Source organism: Bradyrhizobium sp. ISRA430 (genome assembly GCF_029909975.1).
Classification (GTDB): Bacteria; Pseudomonadota; Alphaproteobacteria; order Rhizobiales; family Xanthobacteraceae; genus Bradyrhizobium.
In genome coordinates, this window is record NZ_CP094516.1 from 2,472,225 (window position 1) to 2,496,242 (window position 24,018).

The window sequence follows — 24,018 nt, forward strand, 5'->3', positions numbered from 1 at the left end:
ATCAATAATAGCGGCGGTATTCTCCGGAGGAGGGTACCATGTCCGCTAATGGGATGGTCCGGCTGTGTTCCGGCTCAAGCGCTATCGATATCGTCGGAGCCATGCGACTTGCGCGCGACCTCGGTCCAGGCAAAACCATCGCCCCCTTCTCGCGGATGGGGGACAGCGCTATCGATCCAAGCTGTTCAATCCGGAATCCCTGCGCAAGAAAATCTGTCCATACCACGTTGGATGGGATAGCAGGCCGCCATCGGCCGGGCTGTTATCCGTTTTGCTGTCGGTCGGAAGCCGACATCTCGCGACTATTCGATCACTTCGTCAGCCAGCGCCAGCAAGTTTGAGGGAGCCTTGATCCCGAGTTGTCTTGCTGTCTTGAGATTGATCACCAACCAGAACTTGCTGGCCTGTTCGATCGGCAGATCACCGGGATTTGCACCTCGGATGATTTTGGCGGCATAGGCCCCTGCGCGCCGAAAACCATCTACCGCATCACTGGAATACGTCAGGAGCAGACCGGCTCGCGCCCAATCGGGATAAGGGCCAAACGTAGGCTTACCCGTCGCCAGAATACGGGGCATAACGACGGAGATTTTATAAGTCAGAACCGGATCGCCAGACACGTAGAATGCTTCGACGCCGTCACCCAAAGCCTTCGTAAGGACCGCTTCGAGATCGTCGAGAGTGGGCTTGATCTCATAACTGTCAAAGCTGATTCCCAATTGCGCTGTGACCTTGCGCAACGCTGCTTCTTCGGAGGTCTCGAGACGCGCCAGGCCGTAATCCGCAACTCCGATCATGCCAATTCGCCGGATGTCCGGGACGAGATCCCTGAAAAAGCCAAGGCGCTTTGCGGTCAGACTCTCCTCCCCGCCGACTGCGTTCATCACGTTACCAGTGGCTGTACCGCCCGGCCTCGTGTAACTCTCTGCAAGTCCGACCGCGATCGGGTCAATGGCCATGGCGGTGAATACCAGCGGAGCGTCGGGTCGCAAGCTATGCACAGTCGCAACCGCATGGGCGGCGGCCACGAACACCCGAGGCTGCAACGCATCCAGTTCTTGGGCGAGCCGAGGCAGTTGTGAAAGATCGCCACTCGCGAAGCGTGCCTCAAGGAAATAGTCGCGGCCCTCGACCATCCCTTCGTCCTTCAGGCCCCCACGCACTGCCGCCACTCTTGGCTTGAAGAGTTCTTCAGTGCCTGGAAACAGCACCGCCACCAGCGGCAGCTTCGTGTCCCTTTGAGCCCACGCCCGCATCGGCCACGCCATGGCCGCGCTTCCCGCCGCTTGCAAAAACGCCCGTCGCCTCATGTATTGCCCCGGCGTTTCGTTCAGTTCGACCCAGCTATCAAACCACGAGGACTATCGGCCTGCCAGCACCGTTTCGGCAGGAAGCCTCAGTCGGCAATGTCTGGGTTGGGTCAAGGCGAAGTGCGCGACTGCCAAGGTAAGGCAGAAACGCGATCGCGCGAGATAGAAATCTTCTTCCAGAATTTGCGTCGGATGCCCGCGCCAAGGCGAGCTAGTCCCTCTCCCCCCTCTTACGGGGTCGCGACGAGCTTCGCTCGCGCTGAAAGTGAGGGGCTGCTTCTGCGATCTCGGCGCCGGCGACTCGTGGAGACTCCCCATCACCCGGATTGCATCTTCGGTGCAATCCGGCCTCTCCCCGCAAGCGGGCAGAGGCGAAGGACAGCCGGCACCCTACCCCGCCATCACGCCGCCGCGCCTGATCAGCTCCTTGCCGATCGCGGCGAGGTGCACCTGATCGGGGCCATCGCCGATGCGGATGAAGCGGGCGTAGACGTAGGCGCGCGCCAGGAAAGTGTCCTGCGACACGCCGGCGGCGCCGTGGATCTGGATGGCGCGGTCGATCACGCGCGCGGCCATGCTCGGCACTACGATCTTGGCCGCGGCGATCAGGTCGCGTGCGGCCTTGTTGCCCTCGCGATCCATCTTGTCGGCGGCCTGCAGCGTGAGCAGCCGGGCCTGTGCGATCTCGCAGAAGGAGTGCGCGATGTCCTCACGCACCGAGCCCTGCTCGGCGAGCGGCTTGCCGAAGGCGACGCGCGAGGCCGCCCGCTGGCACATCAATTCCAGCGCGCGCTGGGCGCAGCCGATCAGCCGCATGCAATGGTGGATCCGGCCCGGCCCAAGCCGGCCCTGCGCGATCTCGAAGCCACGGCCCTCGCCAAGCAAAATGTTCTCGGCCGGCACGCGGACGTTGTCATAGACGATCTCGGGATGGCCGACGGGCGCATCATCATAGCCGAAAGTGAGCATGTCGCGCACGATGCGCACGCCCGGCGTCGCCTTCGGCACCAGGATCATGGATTGCTGGCGATGGCGGTCCGGGTGATCGGGCGCGGTCTTGCCCATCACGATCAGGATCTCGCAATCCTCGTTCATCGCGCCGGAGGTGAACCATTTGCGCCCGTTGATGACGTAGTCGTCGCCGTCGCGCCGGATCTCGCACTGGATGTTGGTGGCATCGCTGGAGGCGACCTGCGGCTCGGTCATCGAGAAGCCGGAGCGGATGCGCCCCTCCAGGAGCGGCTTGAGCCAACGCTGCTGCTGCGCTCGCGTGCCGTAATGGCTAAGCACTTCCATGTTGCCGACATCGGGCGCCGAGCAGTTGAAGACCTCGGGCGCCCAGAGGATGCGGCCCATGATCTCCTTCACCGGGGCATATTCGAGATTGGTAAGCCCTGGGCCATGCTCGCCCGACAAGAACAGGTTCCAGAGCCCCTGCTCGCGCGCCAGCCGCTTGAGGTCCTGCAGGACGGGCGGCGTCCGGTAGCGCGCGGCCTCTGGCCTCACCTGCTCGTAATAGAGCTCCTCGACCGGCTCGACATGCTGGCGCATGAAGTGGCGGACGCGCTCCTGGAGCTCCAGCGAACGTTCGGAGTGTTGAAAGTCCATGTGTCCTCCCGTGCGCCGGTCCGCCCGTCACGTGCCGCGCAACAGCTCGCTCGCCACGATCCAGTCATTGCCGTCGAACTGGAGCATATAGCCGTCCTTGATCGGGCGGAAATCCTGCGGCGTGGTGTTGAGCGTGATGCCGGGCATCAAGAGCGACAGCGGCACGCTTCTGAGGTTCGCCGCCTGCGCCATGATGTTCTCGCGCGTCAGATTGTCCTTGCACTGCCTGAGCACGACCACCAGCGCCTCGGCGACGGTGTAGCCGTAGAGGCCGGCGACATTGTTGACATCCGCATTGGGCAGGCGACGCTTCATGAAGTCGATATAGGCCGACATCGCCGGATCGTCCTTCGGCTCGGCCACGAACGGCTTCAGCGAGCCGAGCGACAGCACGCCCTTGCCCGCATCGAGGCCCGCCGGCACCATCACGGTCGCCTTGTTGGCACAGCCGCTGGCGAGGAAGCGCTGCGGCTGCCAGCCGACCTCGTGGGCTTTGCGGATCGCCTGCGCGCAAGCTCGCGGCGTCACCGAATAGATCATGAAGACGTCCGCCTTGGTATTGGCGAGCGTCAGCACCTGGGAATCGACGGTCGGGTCAGTGACCTCGAAGCTCGAGGCCATCGCGATCGCCTTGTCGGCATCGGCGCCGAGTGCTTCCTTGATACCGCGAAGATATTCCTTGCCGGCATCGTCGTTCTGATAGAGCACCGCGAAGCGCGCATTCGGGTTCTTGGCGCGGGCGTAGGCGACGTCGATCGCGGCCTCGCTGGTGTAGTTCGGCGCCCAAGGCAGCGCCATCGACCACGGCATGTTGACGGGATCGTTCCACTTCGAGGCCGAGCTGATCAAAAAGAGCTGCGGCACTTTGTTGCTGTTGAGATATTTCGCGATCGCCGAGCTCGGCGCCGTGCCCATGGTCGCAAAAATGAAGGCGACGCCATCGCCCTCGACCAGCCGCCGGGCCGCTTCCATGGTCTTGGGCGGAGAGAACGCATCGTCGAGCGAGAGCAGATTGAGCTTGCGGCCGTTGACGCCGCCCTTCTCGTTGACCTCGTCGAAATAGGCCGCAATGACCTTGCCGGTGATGCTGAGCGGCGAAGCCGGCCCGCTATAGGGCATGGTGTTGCCGATCTTGATCTCGGTGTCGCTGACGCCGGGACCGTAGGATTTCTGCGCGGAAGCGGGCGCGGACAGAGAGGCGGCAGCAAGCGCTGCGGCCAGGGCCAAAGCGGCTTTCATGGTTTCTCCCCAGTGATTTGTCACCCGCGCGACGCGGCGAGGCGAACGCGAGGCGTGCTGCTTTTGTCAGCGCGCCAGATCACCGGAGATCCACAACACGGTCTTGCGTCGAGTTGCTGGTTTATCCGCCTCGCTTCGAGCGTGCGTAAGAGCGCCGCAGCAGGGCAAAGAGGCTGCCGCCCGTCGCCGCGCCGAGCAGATACACCACCAGGGTCTGGAGCGCGAGCGGCAGGCTGATGTTCATCTTGAAGAAGGAGATCGTCACCGTCTCGAAATTCTGCGCGGCAAAGATCAACGTCGCCGCGGCGAACAGCACGATGACGGCGAGATGAAACCAGCGCATCACGATCCCACTCCGGCGGCGCGGCCTAGTGCCGATGCCGCAGGCTGAAGCCCAGGCTGACCCAGCCGGCGCCCGCCATGATCAGGTCGATGCCGAGGAACAGGCCGAGGATGTAGACGCTGTTCACCGGCCAGCGCGCCACGATCAATAGTCCGAGCAGCAGCGTGATGGCGCCCGACAGCGCCACCCACACCCACGGGCTTTCCCGCTTCATGCTGAAGGCGAGAAACAACCTGACGGCCCCCGAGGCGATCAGCGATGCGCCCAGGAAGAGAGTCAGCAGCACGGCCGCGAACAGCGGATTCTCGAAGGTCAGCAAACCGGCGATGACGTAGAGCACGCCGAGCAGGGCCCAGATCAAAAACTTGCCCCAGCTCTTCAACTGGAACGCGCCGATCACCTCGGTCACGCCGGCGACGATCATCATCGCGCCGACCACGAGCACGCTCGCCACCGTCGCCATCATCACACTGCCGAGTGCGATGAAGCCGGCGATGAGATAGACGACGCCGAGGGCGACGATCCATCCCCATTTGCCGTGCAGTGCGGCGATGCCGGAGCCCAAGCCTAGATTTTGAGACGTATCCGAAGCAGTTGTCATCACAGCCACTCCCGCATGCGAAGCCCGGAGGCACACGCCAGGATAGCACGGACCGTGCCGGGACAACAGCCAGAAGAACAGCCCCCCGGCCGCGCGACATTGACGCAAATCAACATCAAATGGACGCCTTAGACTTACTGTTCATCCCTCATGGTGAGGAGCGCGGAACGCGCGTCTCCGGACGATGCTTTGCTGTCGCCCGCGGCCATCCTTCGAGACGCCCGCTTGTCGCGGGCTCCTCAGGATGAGGTAAGTCCTTGTCACGCAGTAGGGTTAGCGCGCCCGCTCCATCTCGAGCTCGGACTTGAGACTGTCGAGATCGCGATAAATTGAAGCAACCGCGAGCACGCGACCGCCCTTGCTGTACTTCAAAAGGCAGTCCTTTCCGGCGATGCTGCCGTCGATTGAGATGTCGTCGAAGCTTTCGGCGTGGCCGACATAGTTGATCGGCACGTCATAATGCTGGGACCAGAAGAACGGCACGGCGTCGAAGCGCTCGCGCCGGCCGAGCATGTTGCGCGCCGCGGTCTGGCCCTGGCGCTCGGCAACCACCCAGTGCTCGACGCGGATGTTTTGGCCCGAATGCGGGTCGGGCCAGCGCGCGATGTCGCCGGCGGCGAAGATGCCGGGCGCACTGGTCTCGAGATAGCCGTCCACCGTCAGGCCGCGATCGATCGCAAGTCCCGCCTGTTCGGCCAGCGCGAGGCGCGGCCTCACGCCGATCCCGGTCACGACGAGGTCGGCCTCGATGACGCCGCCGCTCTTCAGCGTCGCGCGCGTGCCGTCGAAACGCACGACCGTGTCGTTGAGGTGGAAATTGACGCCGTTCTCCTCGTGCAACGCGCGAACGAAGTCGCCCATTTCCGGCCCAAGGATACGCTCCATCGGCCGCGGCTCCGGCGCAACCACGTGAACCTCGAGCTTGCGCGCCCGCAACGAAGCCGCGACTTCGAGCCCGATGAAGCTGGCGCCGATCACCAGCGCACGCTTCGCACTACTGGCGGCCTTGATGATGGCGCGGCTGTCGGCGACGGAGCGCAACGTGTAGACGTGCGGCTGATCGGCGCCCGGGATCTGCAATGTCACGGGCTCGGCGCCGGTCGCGAGCAGGAGCCGGTCGAACGGCAGCTCGTCGCCATTGCCGAGCGTCACGCTGCGCGCCTTCGGATCGATCGCGGCAACAGCGGTGTTGAGGCGGAGGTCGATCCCGGCATCCTGATAGTAGTCCTCCGGACGGAGCGGCAGCCAGTCCTCCGGGGCGTTGCCGGCGAGATAGTCCTTGGAGAGGTTCGGCCGGTCGACCGGCATTGCGCCGTCATGGCTGAGCATGGTGATGCCGCCGGCAAATCCCTCGCGCCGAAGTATCTCAGCCGCTGCGAAGCCGGCTGCGCCGCCGCCGATGATGACGAACCGGTCCGGAGTTGGCGCCGCGCGATGCGGCGCAGACGGCTGCGGCACCGCGCGTTTGCGCTGCATGAGGATCCTGTCCTGATCGCGCGTCACTTCCCACACCGCAAGCGTGTTCAGCGCCGGCGGACGCGTGGCCTCGCCAGTGCGCAAGGAGAAGCAGGCGTGATGCCAGGGACACCTGATGGTGTCGCCGACCACCAGTCCTTCGGCCAGCGGACCGTGGTAATGGCTGCAAGCGGGCTCGATTGCAAACACCTCCGCGCCGACCTGCACCAGCAGGACATCTTCCTCGCCGACATGGCCGAGCAGCTTGCCGTCCTTGAAGTCGGTCGGCAAAACGCCTTGCGTCAGGTCGGGTCCGCTCGGCTTCTTCTCCTCGGTCATGGCGTCGTCTCCCTTTGCTATCGCAGCACGGATCACGCATCCGCATTGGCCAAGCCCAGCAACTCCTGGCGCGTCAGCGCATTATCGCGGAACACACCCAGCATGCGGCTGGTAACGAGATCGGTCCCGGGCTTGTGCGTGCCGCGCGTGGTCATGCAGTGATGCGTCGCCTTGATGATGACGCCGACGCCTTCAGGCTTTAGCGCGTCGTTGATCGTATTGGCGATCTGCGCCGTCATCTTCTCCTGGATCTGGAGGCGCTTGGCATAGATATCCACCACCCGCGCGAGCTTGGAGATGCCGACCACGCGCCCTTGCGGAATATAGGCGACCCAGGCGCGGCCTACGATGGGCGCAATGTGGTGCTCGCAATGGCTCTCGAAGCGAACGCCGCGCAAGACGATCATCTCGTCATAGCCTTCGATCTCCTCGAAGGTCTTTCGCAGGATTTCGGTCGGATCCTGCGCATAGCCGGAAAAATACTCCTCGAAGGCGCGCGCGACCCGATCCGGCGTTTCGCGCAGACCATCGCGCGCGGGATCGTCGCCTGCCCAGCGGATCATGGTCCGGACCGCTTGCTCGACCTCCGCCCGGCTCGGCCGTTCGCTCGGCGCCTGCGCCACCGCGACACGCTCCATCCTACGCGCGTGTGAAGTCATGAATAACCTCTCCTCGAATGCTCCGCACATCTGCGGCCCTCAGCTTGGACGGCCGCAATCGGAAAAGGTTCCCGTATTCGCGAAAAATCGGATGGCCGGCAGACCGGCCAGCCGGCGGGACGAAGAGCCAGGCGCTCTGTGACGTATCCGGAATGGCCTAGCGTTCTGCCGCCTTCCGTACGTCGAGCACGGCCTGCGCCCATGCGGCGGGCCGCTCCTGCGGCAGATTGTGGCCGGCACCAGCGAACACGCGGCGCTCGAAAAAGCCCTCGAACTTGCGCGCATGATGCGCGGTGCCGGGATTGACACCGTCGCTGTCGCCATCGATCGCGATCGTCGGTACGCGAATCGGCGGCTGGCCTGCAAGCTTCGCCTCGATCCCGGCATAAGCTGGATCGCCTTCGACCAGCGCGTAGCGGTGGCGATAGGAGTGGATCACGACGTCGACAAAATCAGGATTGTCGAAGGACAAGGCACTCCGCTCGAACGTGGCATCGTCGAACGCCCATGTGGGCGACCACATCGACCAGAGCTGACGGGCAAAGCCGCGGCGATTGCGCTCCAGCGCGCGGCGGCCGCGCTCGTTATGGAAAAGATATTGATACCAGAGCGCGGCCTCCTCCGGCGGCGAAGCCGGCTCCATCGAACGCGCGATGTTCTGGATGTTGTAGGAATTGCCGGAGACGAGCCCGATCACGCGCTCCGGATAGAGCGCAGAGACCACGCAGGCTGCGCGGCCGCCCCAGTCATAGCCGCCAACGACGGCGCGCGCGATTCCAAGGGCATCCATGAAGGCAAGCAGATCTGCGCCGAGCGCCGCCTGCTCTCCGGAGCGCAGCGTCGTGGCGGAACGGAAACGGGTCGGGCCGTAACCGCGCAAATACGGGACCAGCACGCGCGCCCCCTCTTGCGCGATCAGAGGCGCGGCCTCGGCATAGGCACTCACGTCGTAGGGGAAACCGTGACCCATGATGCAAGGCCAGCCGCCGGGCGCGCCGAACTCCAGATAGGCGATGTCGAGAATGTCGGTGGTGACGGACTTCTGTTGCATCACGCACTCACGGATGGCTCGGTGCGGTAGCCCGGATGAGCGAAGCGACGTCCGGGATCACGTTCATGCCGCCAGCCCCCGGATATCGCTTCGCTCATCCGGGCTGCTGCATCTACTTCTGCGGCCCGGAGAGCGAGATATCGCGCTCGGCGCGGAAGACGTTGCTGTAGAGATTGGCGATCCACTGCCGGCCGATCTCGGTCTTGTTGAGATAGCCGATCTCGGTCTGGATGTGCGGCGCGACGCTATTCCAATAGAATTGCGGGTAGCGATTGACGATATCGGCGGGCGAATCGTAGCCGAGTTGGCGGTTGATGCCGACCTCCTCGAACTCGTAATACAGCGCGTTGGCCTTGCGCAGATAGTTGGGATCGCCGAGTTGCCCGATGAAATCGGCGGCGCGCAGGACCGAGGCCTCCTCGTCATACTCCTGCCCTTCGCGGGCGGGAAAGCGCGTTCCCTCGATGGCGCGGGCGACTCGCTCGCTGTCGATGCCGCGGATCGGCGGCAACCGCCGCCTCACAAAAAGCTTCGACCGGTCAACGTGATACATCATGAGACTGGCATCGGATGCACCGCGCGGCAGCGACACCTTGGTCCCCGCCTCGTCGATCAAGAAACCGTCCTCGTCATCCTCCGCGAACAGGCCTCGCACATAGCCGATGTCGTGTGCGAGGCAGGCGATGAGGACATGAATGTAGTCCTCCGCCGAAAGGTGCGTATGGAGATTGCGTCCCATGAGGATCGCCTGGCCCGCCAGCGTCACCAGCATCGTATGCTCGATGTTGTGGTAGAGCGCATCGCTGTTGCCGATGCATTCCAGCGCCGTGCGGGTCGCGCCCTCCAGCACCCTGGCATAGGACTCGTCGTACCTGCGACGCATGAACGAGCCCAGTAGCTTCTCCAGGGTTTCGGCCGCCAGTCTCGGTAACGTCAACATGGATGCAGCCCCGTTGTCGGTGGTGTGTCACGCCAACCCCCGACGTCTCGTTTCCCGTCCGCGACGCGGGGGTAGCATAGCCCATCTCGGGCGGGCTCGCCCAAATTCGGGGGCGAAAATACGAAAATATGTTTATTGCTTTGCCACGCAATGTTGCGCCAGCGATCACGGTCCGCCGGCCTCGGGGACGCGTGAGCCGACCTGCCCGACGGAGGACGACGACACCAAATTCGCCTTATCGGTTTTGGATTGCAGAAGCCCGTCGCCTCGTGAATACCCGGGCAGCAGGACTGACGCAGCGTCACTCCACCAGCAGCACGTCCACGGCGACGGCGAGCTTTTGCTTGGGCGAGCCGACGATGACGCCGTCGACCGGCGAGACGTCGGAGAAGTCGCGGCCGACCGCGAGCACAATGTGATCGTTGGCGACCAGGAGATCATTGGTCGGATCGAAATCGACCCAACCCAGCTCCGCCCCGCACCACAGCGACACCCAGGCGTGCGTGGCGTCAGCACCTTGCAGGCGCGGTTGGCCCGGCGGCGGAATGGTACGCAAATAGCCGCTGACATAGGCCGCCGGCAGGCCGAGCCCGCGAAGGCCGGCGATCATCACATGGGCAAAGTCCTGGCAGACGCCGTGGCGCTGGTCGAAGACCTCGTTGAGCGGTGTCGAGATCACCGTCGCCTTGGGATCGTAGCGAAACTGGTTGCGGATGCGCTGCATCAGATCGACCGCTCCGGCAAGGATGCCCACACCCGGCGCGAAGCTCTCCGCCGCATAGTCGCTGACGGGACGCAAGACAGGCACCAGCGGGCTCGCGAAGACATAGCCGACCGGCGAGGCCGGCCCCAGGCTCGTTGCTTCGAAGGCGATGTCGCGGATGCTCTCCCAGGACAGGCTTGATGCATCGCGCGCCGGCGGCTGGCGCGACACCGAGACGCGCGAGCGGGAGTCGATCCGCAAGTTGCGATGCGCCGCCTCGATCACGACGCTCTCGGTCAGCGTGCCGAAGAAATCGCGCCGTACGTTGCGCTCCGCCGGACGCGGATGGATCTCGACACGATGCGAGATCAGCTCCTGGCCGCGACCGTTCATCGGCTCCAGCCGCAGCGTGCAGCGGGCGAAGCTGACGGGGCTCTCGTAGTCGTAGGTGGTGACATGGCGGACGTCGTAGATCACGCCAGACCCGTTAGCTTTTCCGGACGGCTGGCATTGGGTCCGTGCGGGAAGTAATGCAGCCCGATTGCGTCGGCGAGCTTGAGCAGGTCCTGCTCCAGCGAAAACAGGGTCTTGACCTCGAGCTTCTCGGCCTCGGCGGTGGCGAGCATCGCCTGCACGGCAACCGCGAGCCGCTGCGGCCGCTCGATCAGCCCGTATTCCTTCAGGCTCGGCAACGCGGCGATGTGCTCGTTCAATGTCGTCACCTGGAACGCGACCGAGCGCGGATTGTAGCCGTCGAGCACCGCAAGATCGCGCACCGGCGCGAGCACCGGCGCCAGCAGATAGCGCGAGCGGTACGTGATCTGGCAATCGATCAGCGTCAACAGCACGTCGAGCTCCTCGTCGCCGGCCTCGTCATAGGCGAACTGCCGCGCAAAGCGTGTGGTGTTGATGGCGCGCTCGGCGCGGCGTCCGATGTCGAGGAAGCGCCAGCCGGCGGCGCGGTTCATGTTCTCCTGGGCAAGGCCGGCAAAGCTCGCAAGCTCCTGCAAGGTCAGCTCGGCCGCGCTGATGACGCTGTCGTCGTCCTCGACCTCATAGGCAAGGCGCTCGGCCATCTCCGTGATCACCTGCCAGGCGTCGGGCGACAGCCGCTCGCGCAAGGAGGTTGCGGTGCGCTGCGCCGCGCGCACCAGCGACAGCGCCGAGCCGAAACGATCCGCGCTCTGGAGCGCTTCGGCCACGATGCGCCCGGTCGCCGCGCGCGAAGTCTGCGAGATCGCGCCCCAGGCCACCAGCAGGCGCTGGATGCGCTCGGCCGACTGCGTCGTGGCCGAGGTGCCCTTGTTGAGCCCGCTCGGCGAGCCCAGGGCGCGCACCAGCCGCAGCGTGGCCTCCGCACGCTCGAGATAGCGGCCAAGCCAGAACAGATTGTCGGCGGCACGGCTCGGCAGCACGCCGGCAATACGGCGGATCCGAACCTTGTCGGTCGCTGGCAGCAGGGTGGCCGTCGAGACCTGCTGCTCGGAGACGACCCAGACGTCGGCCGCACGTGCGCCGTCGCCCATCGACACCGCGCGGGCATCCGCCTGCTCGGCGATCCGGCAAAAGCCGCCGGGCATGATGGTCCAGCCGTCGGCCGTCGCCGCCGCGAACACGCGCAACACGAAGGGGCGCGGCGTGATCCGTCCGTGCTCCCACACCGGCATGGTCGAGAGCCGCACCACCTCCTGGCCGACATAGTCCATGCCGCGGGCGGTGATGGCGTCGACCAGACGCTGGCGCCCGCCTGCGTCGAGCTCGCTCGCGAGCACCGGGCCGTTGCTGTCGAAACCGGGAACGCCGCGCCGGTAGGCGCCTTCGATCGCGACCTGGTCGAGCCGCGACAAGACCTCGTCGCGCGCCGCGCGCTGGCCGCACCACCAGGTCGCGATATGCGGCATCTTCAATTCGTCGCCGAGCAGGCGGCGGCAGAGCGCCGGCAGGAAGCCGAGCAGCGCACGCGCCTCCAGCACGCCAGAGCCCGGCATATTGGCGACGACGACGCCGTCCTTGCGCAGCACGTCGATCAGGCCGGGCACACCGAGATGCGAGGACGCGTCCAGCTCGAGCGGATCAAGCGAGTTGGAATCGACCCGGCGGAGCAGCACGTCGAGCCGCTTGAGCCCCGCGACGGTGCGGATGTGAACGCGGTTGTCGCTGACGGCGAGGTCGTCGCCTTCGACCAGCAGGAAGCCGAGATAGCGCGCGAGGGTAGCGTGCTCGAAATAGGTCTCGCTGAAGCTGCCGGGCGTCAGCACGCCGATGCGCGGCTCGTCGCGATCGGCGCTGGCGCGAAGACTATCCCGAAATGCCTCGAAGAACGGCGCGACGCGCGGCACGTTCATCGACTTGTAGAGATCGGAGAAGGCGCGCGAGAGCACCAAGCGGTTCTCCAGCGCATAGCCCGCGCCGGACGGCGCCTGGGTGCGATCGCCGAGCACCCACCAGCGCCCGTCGGGCCCGCGGCCGACATCGGCGGCATAGATCGACAGATAGCGTCCGCCGGGCGGCGGCACGCCGCAGACCGGGCGCAGATATTCGGGGCTGCCGGCAATGGCGGCGGCCGGCAGCGCGCCTTCGGCCACCAGCCGGCCTTCGCCATAGATGTCCCGCAGCACCAACTCCAGAAGCTCGGCGCGCTGCTTGATGCCGGCGCAGAGCTGCTGCCAGTCGGCCTCGTCGATCAGGAGCGGCAGATGGCTGAGCGACCAGGGCCGGTCGGCACCGTCGCCGGGCGCGCGGTAGGTGACGCCGGCCTCGCGCAGGTGGCGGTCGGCCATGCCAAAGCGGCGTTCGATCTCGTCGGGCGACAGCGCGCCGAAGGCGTCGAAGAACCTGTTCCAGACCGCGCGCGGGCTGCCGTCCGGCCCGAGGAACTCGTCGGGGATGCCGGGCAGCCGGCTATAGTCGCGTACCCATTGCGCGACGCGGTGCTGGCCGGGCGCCCTGCCTGTCTCGCCAGTCCCTTCGGTTGCGCCCTCGCCCATGCGCCTCTCCCTTGCCCCGTCCCCATTCTCATTGCAGGAGCGGCATTCGCAAGTCGAGGGTCAGCGGAAACTCATTTGTGCGTTCGTCAGGGGGCGGCTGGACCGGGCCCGGCGTATGGCCGTGGTCCTGGAAGCGCGCCAGCCGGCGCGCCTCGGCCTCGTAGGTGTTGACGGGCTTGGTATCGTAGTTGCGCCCACCGGGATGGGCGACGTGATAGACGCAGCCGCCGAGCGAGCGGCCGTTCCAGGTGTCGATCAGGTCAAAGGTCAGCGGCGCATGCACCGGAATGGTCGGGTGCAGGCCGGAGGCCGGCTGCCAGGCCTTGAAGCGGACGCCGGCCACGGCCTCGCCCGAGCGGCCGGTCGAGGTCATCGGCAGACGGCGGCCATTGCAGGTCACGATATGGCGTCCCTCGACAACGCCTTCAGCTTTCACTTGAAGCCGTTCGACCGAGCTGTCGACGTAGCGCACCGTGCCGCTGGCCGACCCCTCCTCGCCCAGCACATGCCAGGGCTCCAGCGCCTGACGCAGCTCCAGCGTCACGCCACCATGATGGACGCGGCCGAAGGCGGGAAAACGGAACTCGAGCTGAGCGAGATACCATTCAGGCTCAAAGGGATAACCGGACTGCTTCAAGTCAGAAATCACTTCAACGAAATCTTCCCAAATGAAGTGAGGCAGCATGAAGCGATCATGCAGCGCCGTGCCCCAGCGCACGAACTTGCCGGACTGCGGCTCGCGCCAGAATCTTGCGATCAGCGCGCGGATCAGGAGCTGCTGCGCCAGCGACATGCGCGGATCGGGCGGCATTTCGAGCGCGCGGAATTCGACAAGGCCGAGCCGGCCCGTCGGCCCCTCCGGCGAATACAGCTTGTCGATGCAGATCTCGGCGCGGTGGGTGTTGCCGGTGGTGTCGACGAGCAGATGGCGGAACAGCCGGTCGACCAGCCACAGCGGCGTCTGGTAGCCCGGCGGCGGCACGTGCGAGAGCGCGATCTCGAGCTCATAGATGCTGTCGTGCCGCGCCTCGTCGATGCGCGGCGCCTGGCTGGTCGGACCGATGAAAAGGCCGGAGAAGAAGTAGGACAGCGACGGATGCCGCTGCCAGTACAGCACCAGGCTCTTCAACAGATCAGGCCGGCGCAGGAACGGCGAGTCCTGCGGACTGGGGCCGCCGACCACGACGTGATTGCCGCCGCCGGTGCCGGTGTGGCGGCCATCGATCAGGAAACGGTTGGCGCCGAGGCGCACCTTCGCGGCGTCTTCATAAAGCCCGGAGGTGATGTCGACCACCTCGCGCCAGTTCTTGGCCGGCTGGATGTTGATTTCGATCACGCCGGGATCGGGCGTCACCTTGATGACGTCGATGCGCGGATCGAACGGCGGTGGATAGCCTTCGACATGAACCGGGAGCTGCATCTCCTCGGCCGTGGCTTCGAGCGCCGCGATCAGTTCGAGATAATCCTCGACGCGCTCGACCGGCGGCATGAAGGCGCAGAGCACGCCGTCGCGGATCTCGACGGCCATCGCGGTGCGAACGGGAATCGTGGTGTTGAGATAGTCGGGCGCAACGCGCGGCGGTGATGGCGGGCGCGGTATCCGGCTGAACACCGGCAGCTTGCCCCGCGGCTCCATCGGGTCCTGCTCGACGACGTAAGGGTATTGGTCGGGCGGAACATGAGCGAGCGAACTCATCGGCAGCCGCAGCCCCAACGGGGAATCGCCCGGGGACAGGAACAGATGATTGCGGCGGAGTTGCCAGCGTTCGCTGCGCCAGCGCGGCGGCGCATTCCAGCGCTGGATCGGGAGCACGAAGCCGCGCGGCATGCCCACGCCCTGGTCGAACACCCGCGCCATCCGCGCCCGCGCTTCGGGATCGGACAATTTGGAATCGGACGGATCGACGTTGACGGGAAGGTCGGCCTCCTTCTGCAGCCAGTATGCCGGATCCTCATAGGCCGGCATGATGTAGCCGAGATTGAGCCCGAGCCGCGCGGCGGTGCCTTCCATGAAGGCTTCGGCGTCTTTCACCTCAGGCCGGCGCGGATTTTCGATCCTGGCGATGAGGTCGGCGTTCTTCCAGATCGGCACGCCGTCCTTGCGCCAGTAGAGCCCAAAGGCCCAGCGCGGCAGGCTCTCGCCGGGATACCATTTGCCCTGGCCGTAATGCAGAAGGCCACCCGGCGCGAAGCGCGTGCGCAGGCGACGGATCAGGTCGTCGGCGAACGTGCGCTTGGTGGGACCGACGGCCTCGGTATTCCACTCGGGTGCCTCGAGATCATCGACCGAGACGAAGGTCGGCTCGCCGCCCATGGTGAGCCGCACGTCCTGCGCGCTAAGATCACCATCGACCTGCTCGCCGAGATCGTTGAGCCGCGCCCAGGCTTCGTCTGAGAATGGCTTTGTGATGCGCGGCGCCTCGCGGATGCGCCGGACGCTCATCTCGAAGGCGAACTCGACCTCGGCCATGCCGGCGCTGCCGGAGATCGGCGCGGCCGAACGGTAATGCGGTGTCGCGGCGACGGGAATGTGTCCCTCGCCCGCGAGCATGCCGGAGGTCGCATCGAAGCCGATCCAGCCCGCGCCCGGCAGATAGACCTCGGCCCAGGCGTGCAAATCGGTGAAATCGTTTTCCACCTCGGGCGGTCCTTCGATCGGATCGATGTCGGGGCGGATCTGGATGAGGTAGCCAGAGACGAAGCGCGCCGCGAGGCCGAGATGGCGCAGCGTCTGGATCAGGAGCCAGGCGGAGTCGCGGCACGAGCCGGCGCCGGAGGCGAGCGTCTCCTCCGGCGGCTGCACGCCGGCCTCCATGCGGATGACGTAGCGGACGCGCTTCTGCAGCTCGCGATTGAGCTCGACCAGGAAGTTGACGGTGTTGCCGGCCTCGCGCGGGATCGAGGCGAGGTATCGCGCGAAGAGCGGACCGGGCTCGATGGTCTCGAGATAGGGCGCAAGCTCGGTCTTCAGGTCCTTCGGATATTCGAACGGAAAGCTGTCGGCATACGGCTCGACGAAGAAATCGAACGGGTTGATCACGGTCATCTGCGCCGTGAAGTCGACCTCGATCTTGAGCTCCGTCGTCTTCTCCGGAAAGACATAGCGCGCCAGCCAGTTGCCTTGCGGATCCTGCTGCCAGTTCACGAAGTGATTGGGTGGCGTGACCTTGAGCGAGTAGCTCAGGATCGGCGTGCGCGTATGCGGCGCGGGCCGCAGGCGGATGGTCTGCGGGCCGAGATCGATCGGACGGTCGTACTTGTAGTGCGTGACGTGATGCAGTGCGACGTAGATCGACACGGGTTGCGGTGCTCCGGCAGCTTTTTGAGCAGAACACTGCCGGTTGTCGCGATCAAGCACTAACAACGGGCAACCGGTGCCTACGGGACGGGCTGGTTTACGCGATACACTTGCCGAAGCGATCTACCCGTGGTCGAATGGACCATTGCCTGCGCAAGCCGCGCCCGACGCTGCGCCTTGCGCATGATGGACTCTCCCGTTCGTAATAATTGTCGCGCGGCGCATCGATGCGAAGCGCGGCCTGAAACAGGAGACATTTCCATGAGTTTTCTGGTCGAACAACCCCGAGAGCTATTTCCTGAAGACGCGCTGGACGGTCTCGATACAACCGCGAAAGACTTCAAGCTCGAAAACGCGCAGGCCTTAATGTGGATGTCGCAGCTCGCTTACGAGACGGCGCACGAAGGCAAGGTCAATGACATCCTGAAGGCCTGGGGCATGACGAGACTTGCCTTCGGCAGCAATGATCCTGTGACGGGTCTGCCGGCCAAGAGCGCTTGTTTCGTCGTCGCCGAAGGACACGGCGCGACGATCGTCTCCTTTTCCGGCACCGATCCGCTCAAGATCAATGACTGGATCAAGGACTTCACCCTGGCACCGGAGCCGAACGTTCTCCATCTCGGGTTCACGACCGCCATCGATGCGGTTTGGCCTATCGTCGAAGCGGCGATCAAGCGACGCACCGAGCAGCCGCTGTTCTTTACCGGACACAGCATGGGAGCCGCATTGGCCCTGCTTGGGGCGGAGCGCGCACTCAACAGGGCCAGCATCACGCCAACGGCCGTCTACACCTTCGGAAGTCCGCGAACCGGCGGCCTGGACTTCTTCAACAGCTACGCGACGCTCGGTGACAAGACGTTCCGCCTCGTCCACGGCCACGATATCGTTGCAACCGTCCCGCCGAGCGCGAACGGCAATTTTCGCCATGTCGGACGGTTGCTCCATTGCGGGAGCGGCGAACGGTTTGCCGGGCTAACACCTGCGCCGTCGGATCAAAATCAGCCGGACCTCGATATCGGCTTCCTCGCTGCCAATGGCTTCGCCAACGTCGCCGCTGTCATCGGGGAGATCAAGGCATTGCGACAAACCGGGCTAATTGCCAGCGTCGGTGCGAGGCTCCTCGGGCCGCCGACAAATGCGCTGCCGTCGATAGTGCGAGATCACATACCGACAAGCTATTTTCAGGCGCTGTCGATCCCGCTGGAATAGACGCCACCCGTTAAGCCCGGATGGAGTGGAGCCTATCCTTACTGCGTCACAAGTCCCCGGCCTCATCCTGAGGAGCCCGCGACAAGCGGGCGTCTCGAAGGATGGCCGCGGGCGACAGCCGGGCCTTCATGGTCCGCCCGGCGATGCAGCATCGTCCGGAGACGCGCGTCCCGCGCTCCTCACCATGAGGGTATTTCGGGCTACATTGTCGCTCCAAGCACCCAGGGCGCAAACTCGGCGCCGCCGAAATCAAAGCTCTCGCTCTTGGTCGGCTGGCCCGAGGCGGTCTTCAGGATAAGATCGAAGATGCGCTGGCCGCATTGCTCGACCGTCTCGGAGCCTTCGAGGATGGTGCCGCAATTGACGTCCATGTCGTCTTCCATCCGCTTGTACATCGGTGTGTTGGTCGCCAGCTTGATCGACGGCGCGGGCTTGCAGCCGAACACGCTACCGCGGCCCGTGGTGAAGCAGACGAGATTGGCGCCGCCGGCGACCTGTCCGGTCGCAGCGACCGGGTCGTAGCCGGGCGTGTCCATGAACACAAAACCCTTCTTCGTCACCGGCTCGGCGTAGCGCAGCACGTCGACGAGATTGGTGGTGCCGGCCTTCGCCATCGCACCGAGCGATTTTTCCAGGATGGTGGTGAGCCCGCCGGCCTTGTTGCCGGGGCTCGGATTGGCGTTCATCTCGGCGCCTTCGCGGTCGGTATATTGCTCCCACCAGCGCATGAGATCGACCAGCTTCTCCCCGACCTCGCGGCTGACGGCGCGGCGCGTGAGCAGATGCTCGGCGCCGTAGGTCTCCGGCGTCTCCGACAGGATCACGGTCCCGCCGTGACGCACGATGAGATCGCTGGCCGCGCCGAGCGCAGGGTTGGCGGAGACGCCGGAGTAGCCGTCCGAGCCGCCGCATTGCAGGGCGACGGTCAGTTCGCTCGCAGCGACCTTCTCGCGCTTGACCTTGTTGGCGTCCGCGAGCGCCTCGCGCACGAAGGCAACGCCCGCCTCCACCGTCTTGCGCGTGCCGCCGACCTCCTGAATGTCCATCGCGCGCAGACGGCCGGCGAGCTTCTGCTCCTCCATCAGGCCGCCGATCTGGTTCACCTCGCAGCCGAGGCCGAGCACGATGACGTGGGAGAAATTGACGTGCCGCGCATAGCCGCCGAGCGTGCGGCGGAGCAGCGCCAGAGGCTCGTTCTGCGTCATACCGCAGCCGGTCTTGTGGGTCAGTGCGACCACGCCGTCGACATTGGGGAAATCAGCCAGCGGATTGTCGCCGGTAAACGGATTCTTCTTGAAGACGTCGGCGACGAGGCCGGCAACATGCGCGCTGCAATTCACCGAGGTGAGAATGCCAATATAGTTGCGCGTGGCAACGCGGCCGTCGGGCCGGCGGATGCCTTCGAAGGTCGCCGGCAGGTCGAAATTCGGCGTCGGCTTCACGTCGGCGCAATAGGCATAGTCCTTGGAGAAATCGCCCATGCCGCAGTTCTGCGTGTGCACGTGCTGCCCCGGCGCGATCGGCGCCGTGGCAAAGCCGATGATCTGGCCGTAGCGCCTGACCGGCTCGCCCACGGCGATCGGCTTGATCGCGACCTTGTGCCCGGAGGGAATGCGATCGACCGTCGCGACTCCGTCGGCCACCATCGTTCCGGGCGGCAGGCTCGCGCGCGCGATCACCACGCCATCATCGGGGTGCAGGCGGATGACGGGGCTGATGGTCATAGGTGTCTCCATAGGCGAGTAACGAATAGCGAGTGGCGAATGGAGAAAGGGAGCGGCACTATTCGCTACTCCCTATTCGCCATTCGCAAGGTCTCAGGCCTTTCCGGCGGAATCCTTCCGGGTCTGGTTGACCTGCATTTTCGCGTAGGTCGTCATCAGGCCGACCTCGTTCGAGAGCGTCACCAGCTTGAAGCCCATGTTGATCGCACGGGCCGCGCCTTCTGCGCCGCTGCAATGGATGCCGGGATTGAGGCCGCGCTTGCCGCACTCCTTGATGATCTTCTCATAGATCGCGAGGATCTCCGGCTCGGTGCGGTCGAGCTTCGGCTCGAGGCCGTAGGAGAAGCCGAGGTCGGACGGGCCGATATAGACGCCGTCGAGGCCCTCGACGTCGAGGATCGCCTCCATGTTCTCGACAGCGGTCCTGGTCTCCATCATCGGCAGCAGCACGATCTCGTCGTTCGCCGTCTTCTGGTAGGAGCCCGCGGTACCGTACATGCCGGCGCGGATCGGACCGTTGGAGCGCACGCCCTTCGGCGGGTACTTGGAATAGGAGACGAGGTTCCGCGCTTCCTGCGGCGTGTTGACCATCGGGCAGATCACGCCATAGGCGCCGCCATCGAGCACCTTGCCGATAATGCCGGGCTCGTTCCAGGGCACGCGCACCATCGGGGTAATCGGATGCTTGTCCATGGCCTGGAAGCACTGAACCATCGACAGATAGTCCTGCACGCCATGCTGCATGTCGACGGTGACGCTGTCGAAGCCACATTGCGCGACCATCTCGGCCGAGAAGCCGGAGGGAATCGCGAGCCACGCGTTGACCACGGCCTTGCCCGACTTCCAGATTTCTTTGACTTTGTTCGCCACGTTGCCTTCCTTCCCTGTTGGCCAATGCCGCCGTCACTTACGAGCGGCGCGAAATAATCCGGAAACTCGCCGCTGCGAGATTCTGGATTGCCCCGGAGCCGACGCTTTCGCAATGACGAAATTGTCTCAGTCGCGCGCCTGGTGCGGCACACCCGTCCCCTCGCCGATTTTGCATAGATCGGCCTGGGCGGCACTTTGAGCCAAAAATCGCGCAGATGTCCATGGCTGTCGCCGCGCGCACGCGCATATCTGCTTTCACTCCTCGGCTATTGCTTCGTCACCTGCACCGAGCCCTGCGAGACTCTGTTCGAGCTCGCCGAGCATCTCCTGCAACTCGGCAAGCTTGCGCACCCCGTAGCGCCGCGTGATCTCCGCATAGATCGCTTCCGAGGACGGCGCAACGGAGGCCATCAGCTTGACGCCCTTCTCCGAGATCGAGACCATGCTGCGGCGTTGATCCGCCTTCGCGGTCTTGCGCTCGATCAGGTGGCGCGCCTCGAGATCGCGCAGGATGCGCGACAGGCTGGGTCCCAGCAGAAACGCCGTGCGCGCCAGTTCCGTGACCTCGACGGCCTCGATCGCGGCAAGTGCCCGCAGGATGCGCCACTGCTGCTCGGTAAGCCCATGCTGGCGCAGCGAGGGACGGAACTGCCGCATCACGGCCTCGCGGGCTCGCAACAGCGACATCGGCAGCGAGCGCGAGAAATCGCGCATCGGCACCTGCCGGGCGGCAGGCGCGCTTCCGTTCGCAGGATCAGCCGGTCTCTTCGCCATGATACCCCGCCTTCAAACTGCAAAATGTTTGCAGTGCAGCAAGCCGGAATTGTCTTTGACGCATTCACTTAACATGTTAAGTATCTCCCGGCACCACGATTTGTAAGACCACGAATGGCGCTTTCCAACGACGATATTCTGAGCTGCGCGAACCGCCTGCACCAGGCGGAGAAGACCCGCTCGCAGATCCGGCAGCTTTCGCAGGCCTTCCCCGGCATCACCATCAATGACGCTTACGCGATTCAGAAGGCATGGGTCGACCTCAAGCTCACCGAGGGCCGCATCGTCAAAGGCCACAAGATCGGCCTGACCTCGAAGGCGATGCAGAGCGCGCTCAACATCGACGAGCCGGATTCCGGCGTGCTGCTCGACGACATGTTCTTTGCCGACGGCGGCCTCGTTCCGATCGACCGCTTCATCGCCACGCGCGTCGAGGCTGAACTCGCCTTCATCATGAGCAAGCGCCTCAAAGGTCCCGACTGCACGATGTTCGACGTGCTGAATGCCACCGACTTCGTGGTGCCGGCGTTGGAAATCCTGGATACGCGGATCGAGCGCGTCGATCCCGCAACCAAGGCGACGCGAAAAATCTTCGACACCATCGCCGACAACGCGGCGAATGCCGGCATCGTGCTCGGCGGGCGGCCGATCCGCCCCTTGGAGACTGACCTGCGCTGGATCGGCGCGCTGTGCTTCAAGAACGGCCAGCTCGAGGAAACCGGTCTTGCCGCCGGCGTGCTCAATCATCCCGCGACTGCGGTTGCCTGGCTCGCCAACAAGATCGCCCCGCTCGGGCTGGCGCTTGAGCCCGGCCAGGTCGTGCTCGCCGGCTCCTTCATCCGTCCGATCGAGACCCGCAAGGGCGACACAATTCAGGCCGACTATGGCGCCTACGGCTCGGTGAGCTGCTACTTCGCCTGACGAACAAAGAAGACAGGGAGCGAAACCGCCATGCCGCATTTCACGATCGAATATTCGGCGAATCTCGACGGCCGTCTCGATATGAGCGCGGTGTGCGAAGTCGTACGCAAGGCGGCGGTGGACACAGGCATCTTCCCGCTCGGAGGCATCCGCGTCCGCGCGATCAGGTGCGAGCACTATGCGATCGCCGACGCGCGGCAGGACTACGGCTTTCTTGATGTTGTCCTGCGCATCGGCGAGGGCCGCGATCTCGCCACCCGCAAGAAGGCCGGTGAGCACGTCTTCCAGGCGCTCTCCCGGCATCTCGATCTCGTCTTCGCAAGCTCGAAATTTGCCCTGTCGTTCGACATGCAGATCAACGACAAGGAGACGAGCTGGAAGCGCAACAACATCCACGATGCCCTGAAAGTGGAGGCTGCCCATGGATAAACCCGCGCCGAAAGCCGACGTGTTCCAGGCCAACCGCGACCGCGCGGCGCCGCTCCTGAAGAAGCTGCGGGCCGACGGCATCGGCCACATGATCGACGGCAAGATCGTCGCCTCGATCTCGGGGGAGACATTTGAGACGAAGTCGCCGGTCGACGGCGCAACGCTCGCGAGCGTTGCGCGCGGCAATGCCGAGGACGTCGATCGCGCGGCAACCGCCGCCGCTCTCGCCTTCAAGTCCTGGCGCGACATGGGACCTGCGATGCGGCGCAAGCTCTTGCATCGGGTCGCCGATGCGATCGAGGACAATGCCGACGACATCGCGGTGCTCGAATGCATCGACACCGGCCAGGCCTACCGCTTCATGGCCAAGGCCGCGATCCGCGCCGCCGAAAACTTCCGCTTCTTCGCCGACAAATGCGGCGAAGCGCGCGACGGCCTCAATACGCCGAGCGAGGAGCACTGGAACATCTCCACGCGGGTGCCGATCGGTCCCGTCGGCGTGATCACGCCGTGGAACACCCCGTTCATGCTCTCGACCTGGAAGATCGCTCCGGCGCTGGCCGCCGGCTGCACCGTCGTGCACAAGCCCGCGGAGTGGTCGCCGGTGACCGCGGATATGCTCGCAAAACTGGTCAAGGAAGCCGGCGTTCCCGACGGCGTGCTCAACACCGTCCACGGTTTCGGTGAAGAGGCGGGCAAGGCCCTGACCGAGCATCCCGCGATCAAGGCAATCGGCTTCGTCGGCGAGAGCGCAACGGGCTCGGCGATCATGAAGCAGGGTGCGCCGACGCTGAAGCGCGTGCATTTCGAGCTTGGCGGCAAGAACCCGGTGATCGTGTTCGACGATGCCGAGCTCGACCGCGCGCTCGATGCGGTCGTGTTCATGATCTACTCGCTCAATGGCGAGCGCTGCACGTCGTCCAGCCGCCTGCTGATCCAGGCGAGCATCGCCGACAAGTTCATCGAGAAGCTGACGACACGGGTGAAGGCCTTGAAGGTCGGCCATCCCCTCGATCCCTCAACCGAGATCGGGCCGCTGATCCATGAGCGGCATCTGGCAAAGGTCTGCTCCTATTTCGACGTCGCGCGCCAGGACGGCGCAGTGATCGCGGTCGGCGGCAAGGCCTATGACGGCCCGGGCGGCGGACATTACGTCGAGCCGACGCTGGTGACCGGCGCGCATGGCAAGATGCGCGTTGCGCAGGAGGAGGTGTTCGGCCCCTTCCTCACCGTGCTGCCATTCCGCGACGAGGCGGACGCGGTCGAGATCGCCAACGACATCCGCTATGGCCTCACCGGCTATGTCTGGACCAACGATATGGGCCGCGCGCTGCGCGTCGCGGACGCGTTAGAGGCCGGCATGATCTGGCTGAACTCGGAGAATGTCCGCCATCTGCCGACGCCGTTCGGCGGCATGAAGGCAAGCGGCATCGGCCGCGACGGCGGCGACTACTCGTTCGACTTCTACATGGAAACCAAGCACGTCTCGCTGGCGCGGGGCACGCATAAGATTCAGAAGCTGGGAATCTAGGGAAACTGTCATTCCGGGGCGATGCGA

Annotated in this window: 19 protein-coding genes; 4 read left to right on the forward strand and 15 right to left on the reverse strand. The window is 64.9% G+C overall.

Going from position 1 to position 24,018, the window contains the following annotated elements; genetic code table 11:
• Positions 1–302: 302 nt before the first annotated feature.
• The 12 genes from MTX21_RS12145 to MTX21_RS12200 all read right to left on the reverse strand — a co-directional run bounded on the left by MTX21_RS12145 (position 303) and on the right by MTX21_RS12200 (position 16,533).
• Positions 303–1,268 carry an ABC transporter substrate-binding protein gene (locus MTX21_RS12145; protein WP_280965041.1) on the reverse strand — a complete coding sequence of 322 codons (966 nt, stop codon included), beginning with the start codon at positions 1,266–1,268 and terminating at the stop codon, positions 303–305.
• Positions 1,269–1,700: 432 nt separating this feature from the next.
• Positions 1,701–2,918, reverse strand: coding sequence for an acyl-CoA dehydrogenase family protein (locus MTX21_RS12150; RefSeq protein WP_280965042.1), 1,218 nt, complete (start codon positions 2,916–2,918; stop codon positions 1,701–1,703).
• 27 nt (positions 2,919–2,945) lie between these two features.
• Positions 2,946–4,157: an ABC transporter substrate-binding protein gene (locus tag MTX21_RS12155; protein ID WP_280965043.1), complete on the reverse strand. Its 1,212-nt coding sequence runs from the start codon at positions 4,155–4,157 to the stop codon at positions 2,946–2,948.
• 121 nt (positions 4,158–4,278) lie between these two features.
• A complete protein-coding gene (locus MTX21_RS12160) occupies positions 4,279–4,500 on the reverse strand; it encodes a lipopolysaccharide assembly protein LapA domain-containing protein (RefSeq protein WP_280971034.1) in 222 nt (73 codons plus the stop codon).
• 25 nt (positions 4,501–4,525) lie between these two features.
• Positions 4,526–5,101: an HdeD family acid-resistance protein gene (locus MTX21_RS12165; protein WP_280965044.1), complete on the reverse strand. Its 576-nt coding sequence runs from the start codon at positions 5,099–5,101 to the stop codon at positions 4,526–4,528.
• Positions 5,102–5,374: 273 nt separating this feature from the next.
• Complete coding sequence (locus MTX21_RS12170; RefSeq protein ID WP_280965045.1) at positions 5,375–6,895, reverse strand: FAD-dependent oxidoreductase; 1,521 nt, start codon at positions 6,893–6,895, stop codon at positions 5,375–5,377.
• A 32-nt stretch (positions 6,896–6,927) separates the two neighbouring features.
• Entirely contained in the window at positions 6,928–7,554 is a 627-nt protein-coding gene (folE, locus tag MTX21_RS12175) for a GTP cyclohydrolase I FolE (RefSeq protein ID WP_280965046.1), read from the reverse strand.
• Between the two features lie 157 nt (positions 7,555–7,711).
• The gene (locus MTX21_RS12180) at positions 7,712–8,605 is read right to left on the reverse strand and encodes an alpha/beta hydrolase (RefSeq protein ID WP_280965047.1); all 894 of its coding nucleotides are present in this window, start codon (positions 8,603–8,605) and stop codon (positions 7,712–7,714) included.
• Positions 8,606–8,717: 112 nt separating this feature from the next.
• On the reverse strand, positions 8,718–9,545 hold the full coding sequence (locus MTX21_RS12185) for a metal-dependent phosphohydrolase (RefSeq protein ID WP_280965048.1): 828 nt from the start codon (positions 9,543–9,545) through the stop codon (positions 8,718–8,720).
• A gap of 301 nt (positions 9,546–9,846) precedes the next feature.
• A complete protein-coding gene (locus tag MTX21_RS12190) occupies positions 9,847–10,725 on the reverse strand; it encodes a transglutaminase family protein (protein WP_280965049.1) in 879 nt (292 codons plus the stop codon).
• A complete protein-coding gene (locus MTX21_RS12195; protein WP_280965050.1) occupies positions 10,722–13,235 on the reverse strand; it encodes a circularly permuted type 2 ATP-grasp protein in 2,514 nt (837 codons plus the stop codon). The genes MTX21_RS12190 and MTX21_RS12195 overlap by 4 nt, the downstream gene beginning before the upstream one ends.
• A gap of 28 nt (positions 13,236–13,263) precedes the next feature.
• A complete protein-coding gene (locus tag MTX21_RS12200) occupies positions 13,264–16,533 on the reverse strand; it encodes a transglutaminase family protein (RefSeq protein WP_280965051.1) in 3,270 nt (1,089 codons plus the stop codon).
• A 129-nt stretch (positions 16,534–16,662) separates the two neighbouring features.
• Here MTX21_RS12200 and MTX21_RS12205 point away from each other — a divergent pair, with 129 nt between their 5' ends.
• Positions 16,663–17,742, forward strand: coding sequence for a lipase family protein (locus MTX21_RS12205; protein ID WP_280965052.1), 1,080 nt, complete (start codon positions 16,663–16,665; stop codon positions 17,740–17,742).
• Between the two features lie 200 nt (positions 17,743–17,942).
• On the opposite strand, the gene MTX21_RS12210 is transcribed toward MTX21_RS12205, so the two are convergent.
• The 3 genes from MTX21_RS12210 to hpaR all read right to left on the reverse strand — a co-directional run bounded on the left by MTX21_RS12210 (position 17,943) and on the right by hpaR (position 21,110).
• On the reverse strand, positions 17,943–19,466 hold the full coding sequence (locus tag MTX21_RS12210; protein WP_280965053.1) for an altronate dehydratase family protein: 1,524 nt from the start codon (positions 19,464–19,466) through the stop codon (positions 17,943–17,945).
• Between the two features lie 93 nt (positions 19,467–19,559).
• Entirely contained in the window at positions 19,560–20,336 is a 777-nt protein-coding gene (locus MTX21_RS12215; RefSeq protein ID WP_280965054.1) for an aldolase/citrate lyase family protein, read from the reverse strand.
• Positions 20,337–20,591: 255 nt separating this feature from the next.
• Positions 20,592–21,110, reverse strand: a complete 519-nt coding sequence (gene hpaR / locus MTX21_RS12220) for a homoprotocatechuate degradation operon regulator HpaR (protein ID WP_280965055.1) — start codon at positions 21,108–21,110, stop codon at positions 20,592–20,594.
• Positions 21,111–21,224: 114 nt separating this feature from the next.
• Between hpaR and hpaH the strand changes: the two genes are divergently transcribed.
• From hpaH to hpaE, 3 genes are read left to right on the forward strand one after another with little or no spacing between them, the layout of a single operon-like run.
• Positions 21,225–22,031, forward strand: coding sequence for a 2-oxo-hept-4-ene-1,7-dioate hydratase (gene hpaH / locus MTX21_RS12225; protein ID WP_280965056.1), 807 nt, complete (start codon positions 21,225–21,227; stop codon positions 22,029–22,031).
• Positions 22,032–22,061: 30 nt separating this feature from the next.
• Entirely contained in the window at positions 22,062–22,460 is a 399-nt protein-coding gene (locus MTX21_RS12230; RefSeq protein ID WP_280965057.1) for a 5-carboxymethyl-2-hydroxymuconate Delta-isomerase, read from the forward strand.
• Positions 22,453–23,991 (forward strand): 5-carboxymethyl-2-hydroxymuconate semialdehyde dehydrogenase, encoded by a 1,539-nt coding sequence (hpaE, locus tag MTX21_RS12235; protein ID WP_280965058.1) that lies wholly within the window; start codon positions 22,453–22,455, stop codon positions 23,989–23,991. Before MTX21_RS12230 ends, hpaE begins: the two co-directional genes overlap by 8 nt.
• The last annotated feature ends 27 nt before the right edge of the window (positions 23,992–24,018 follow it).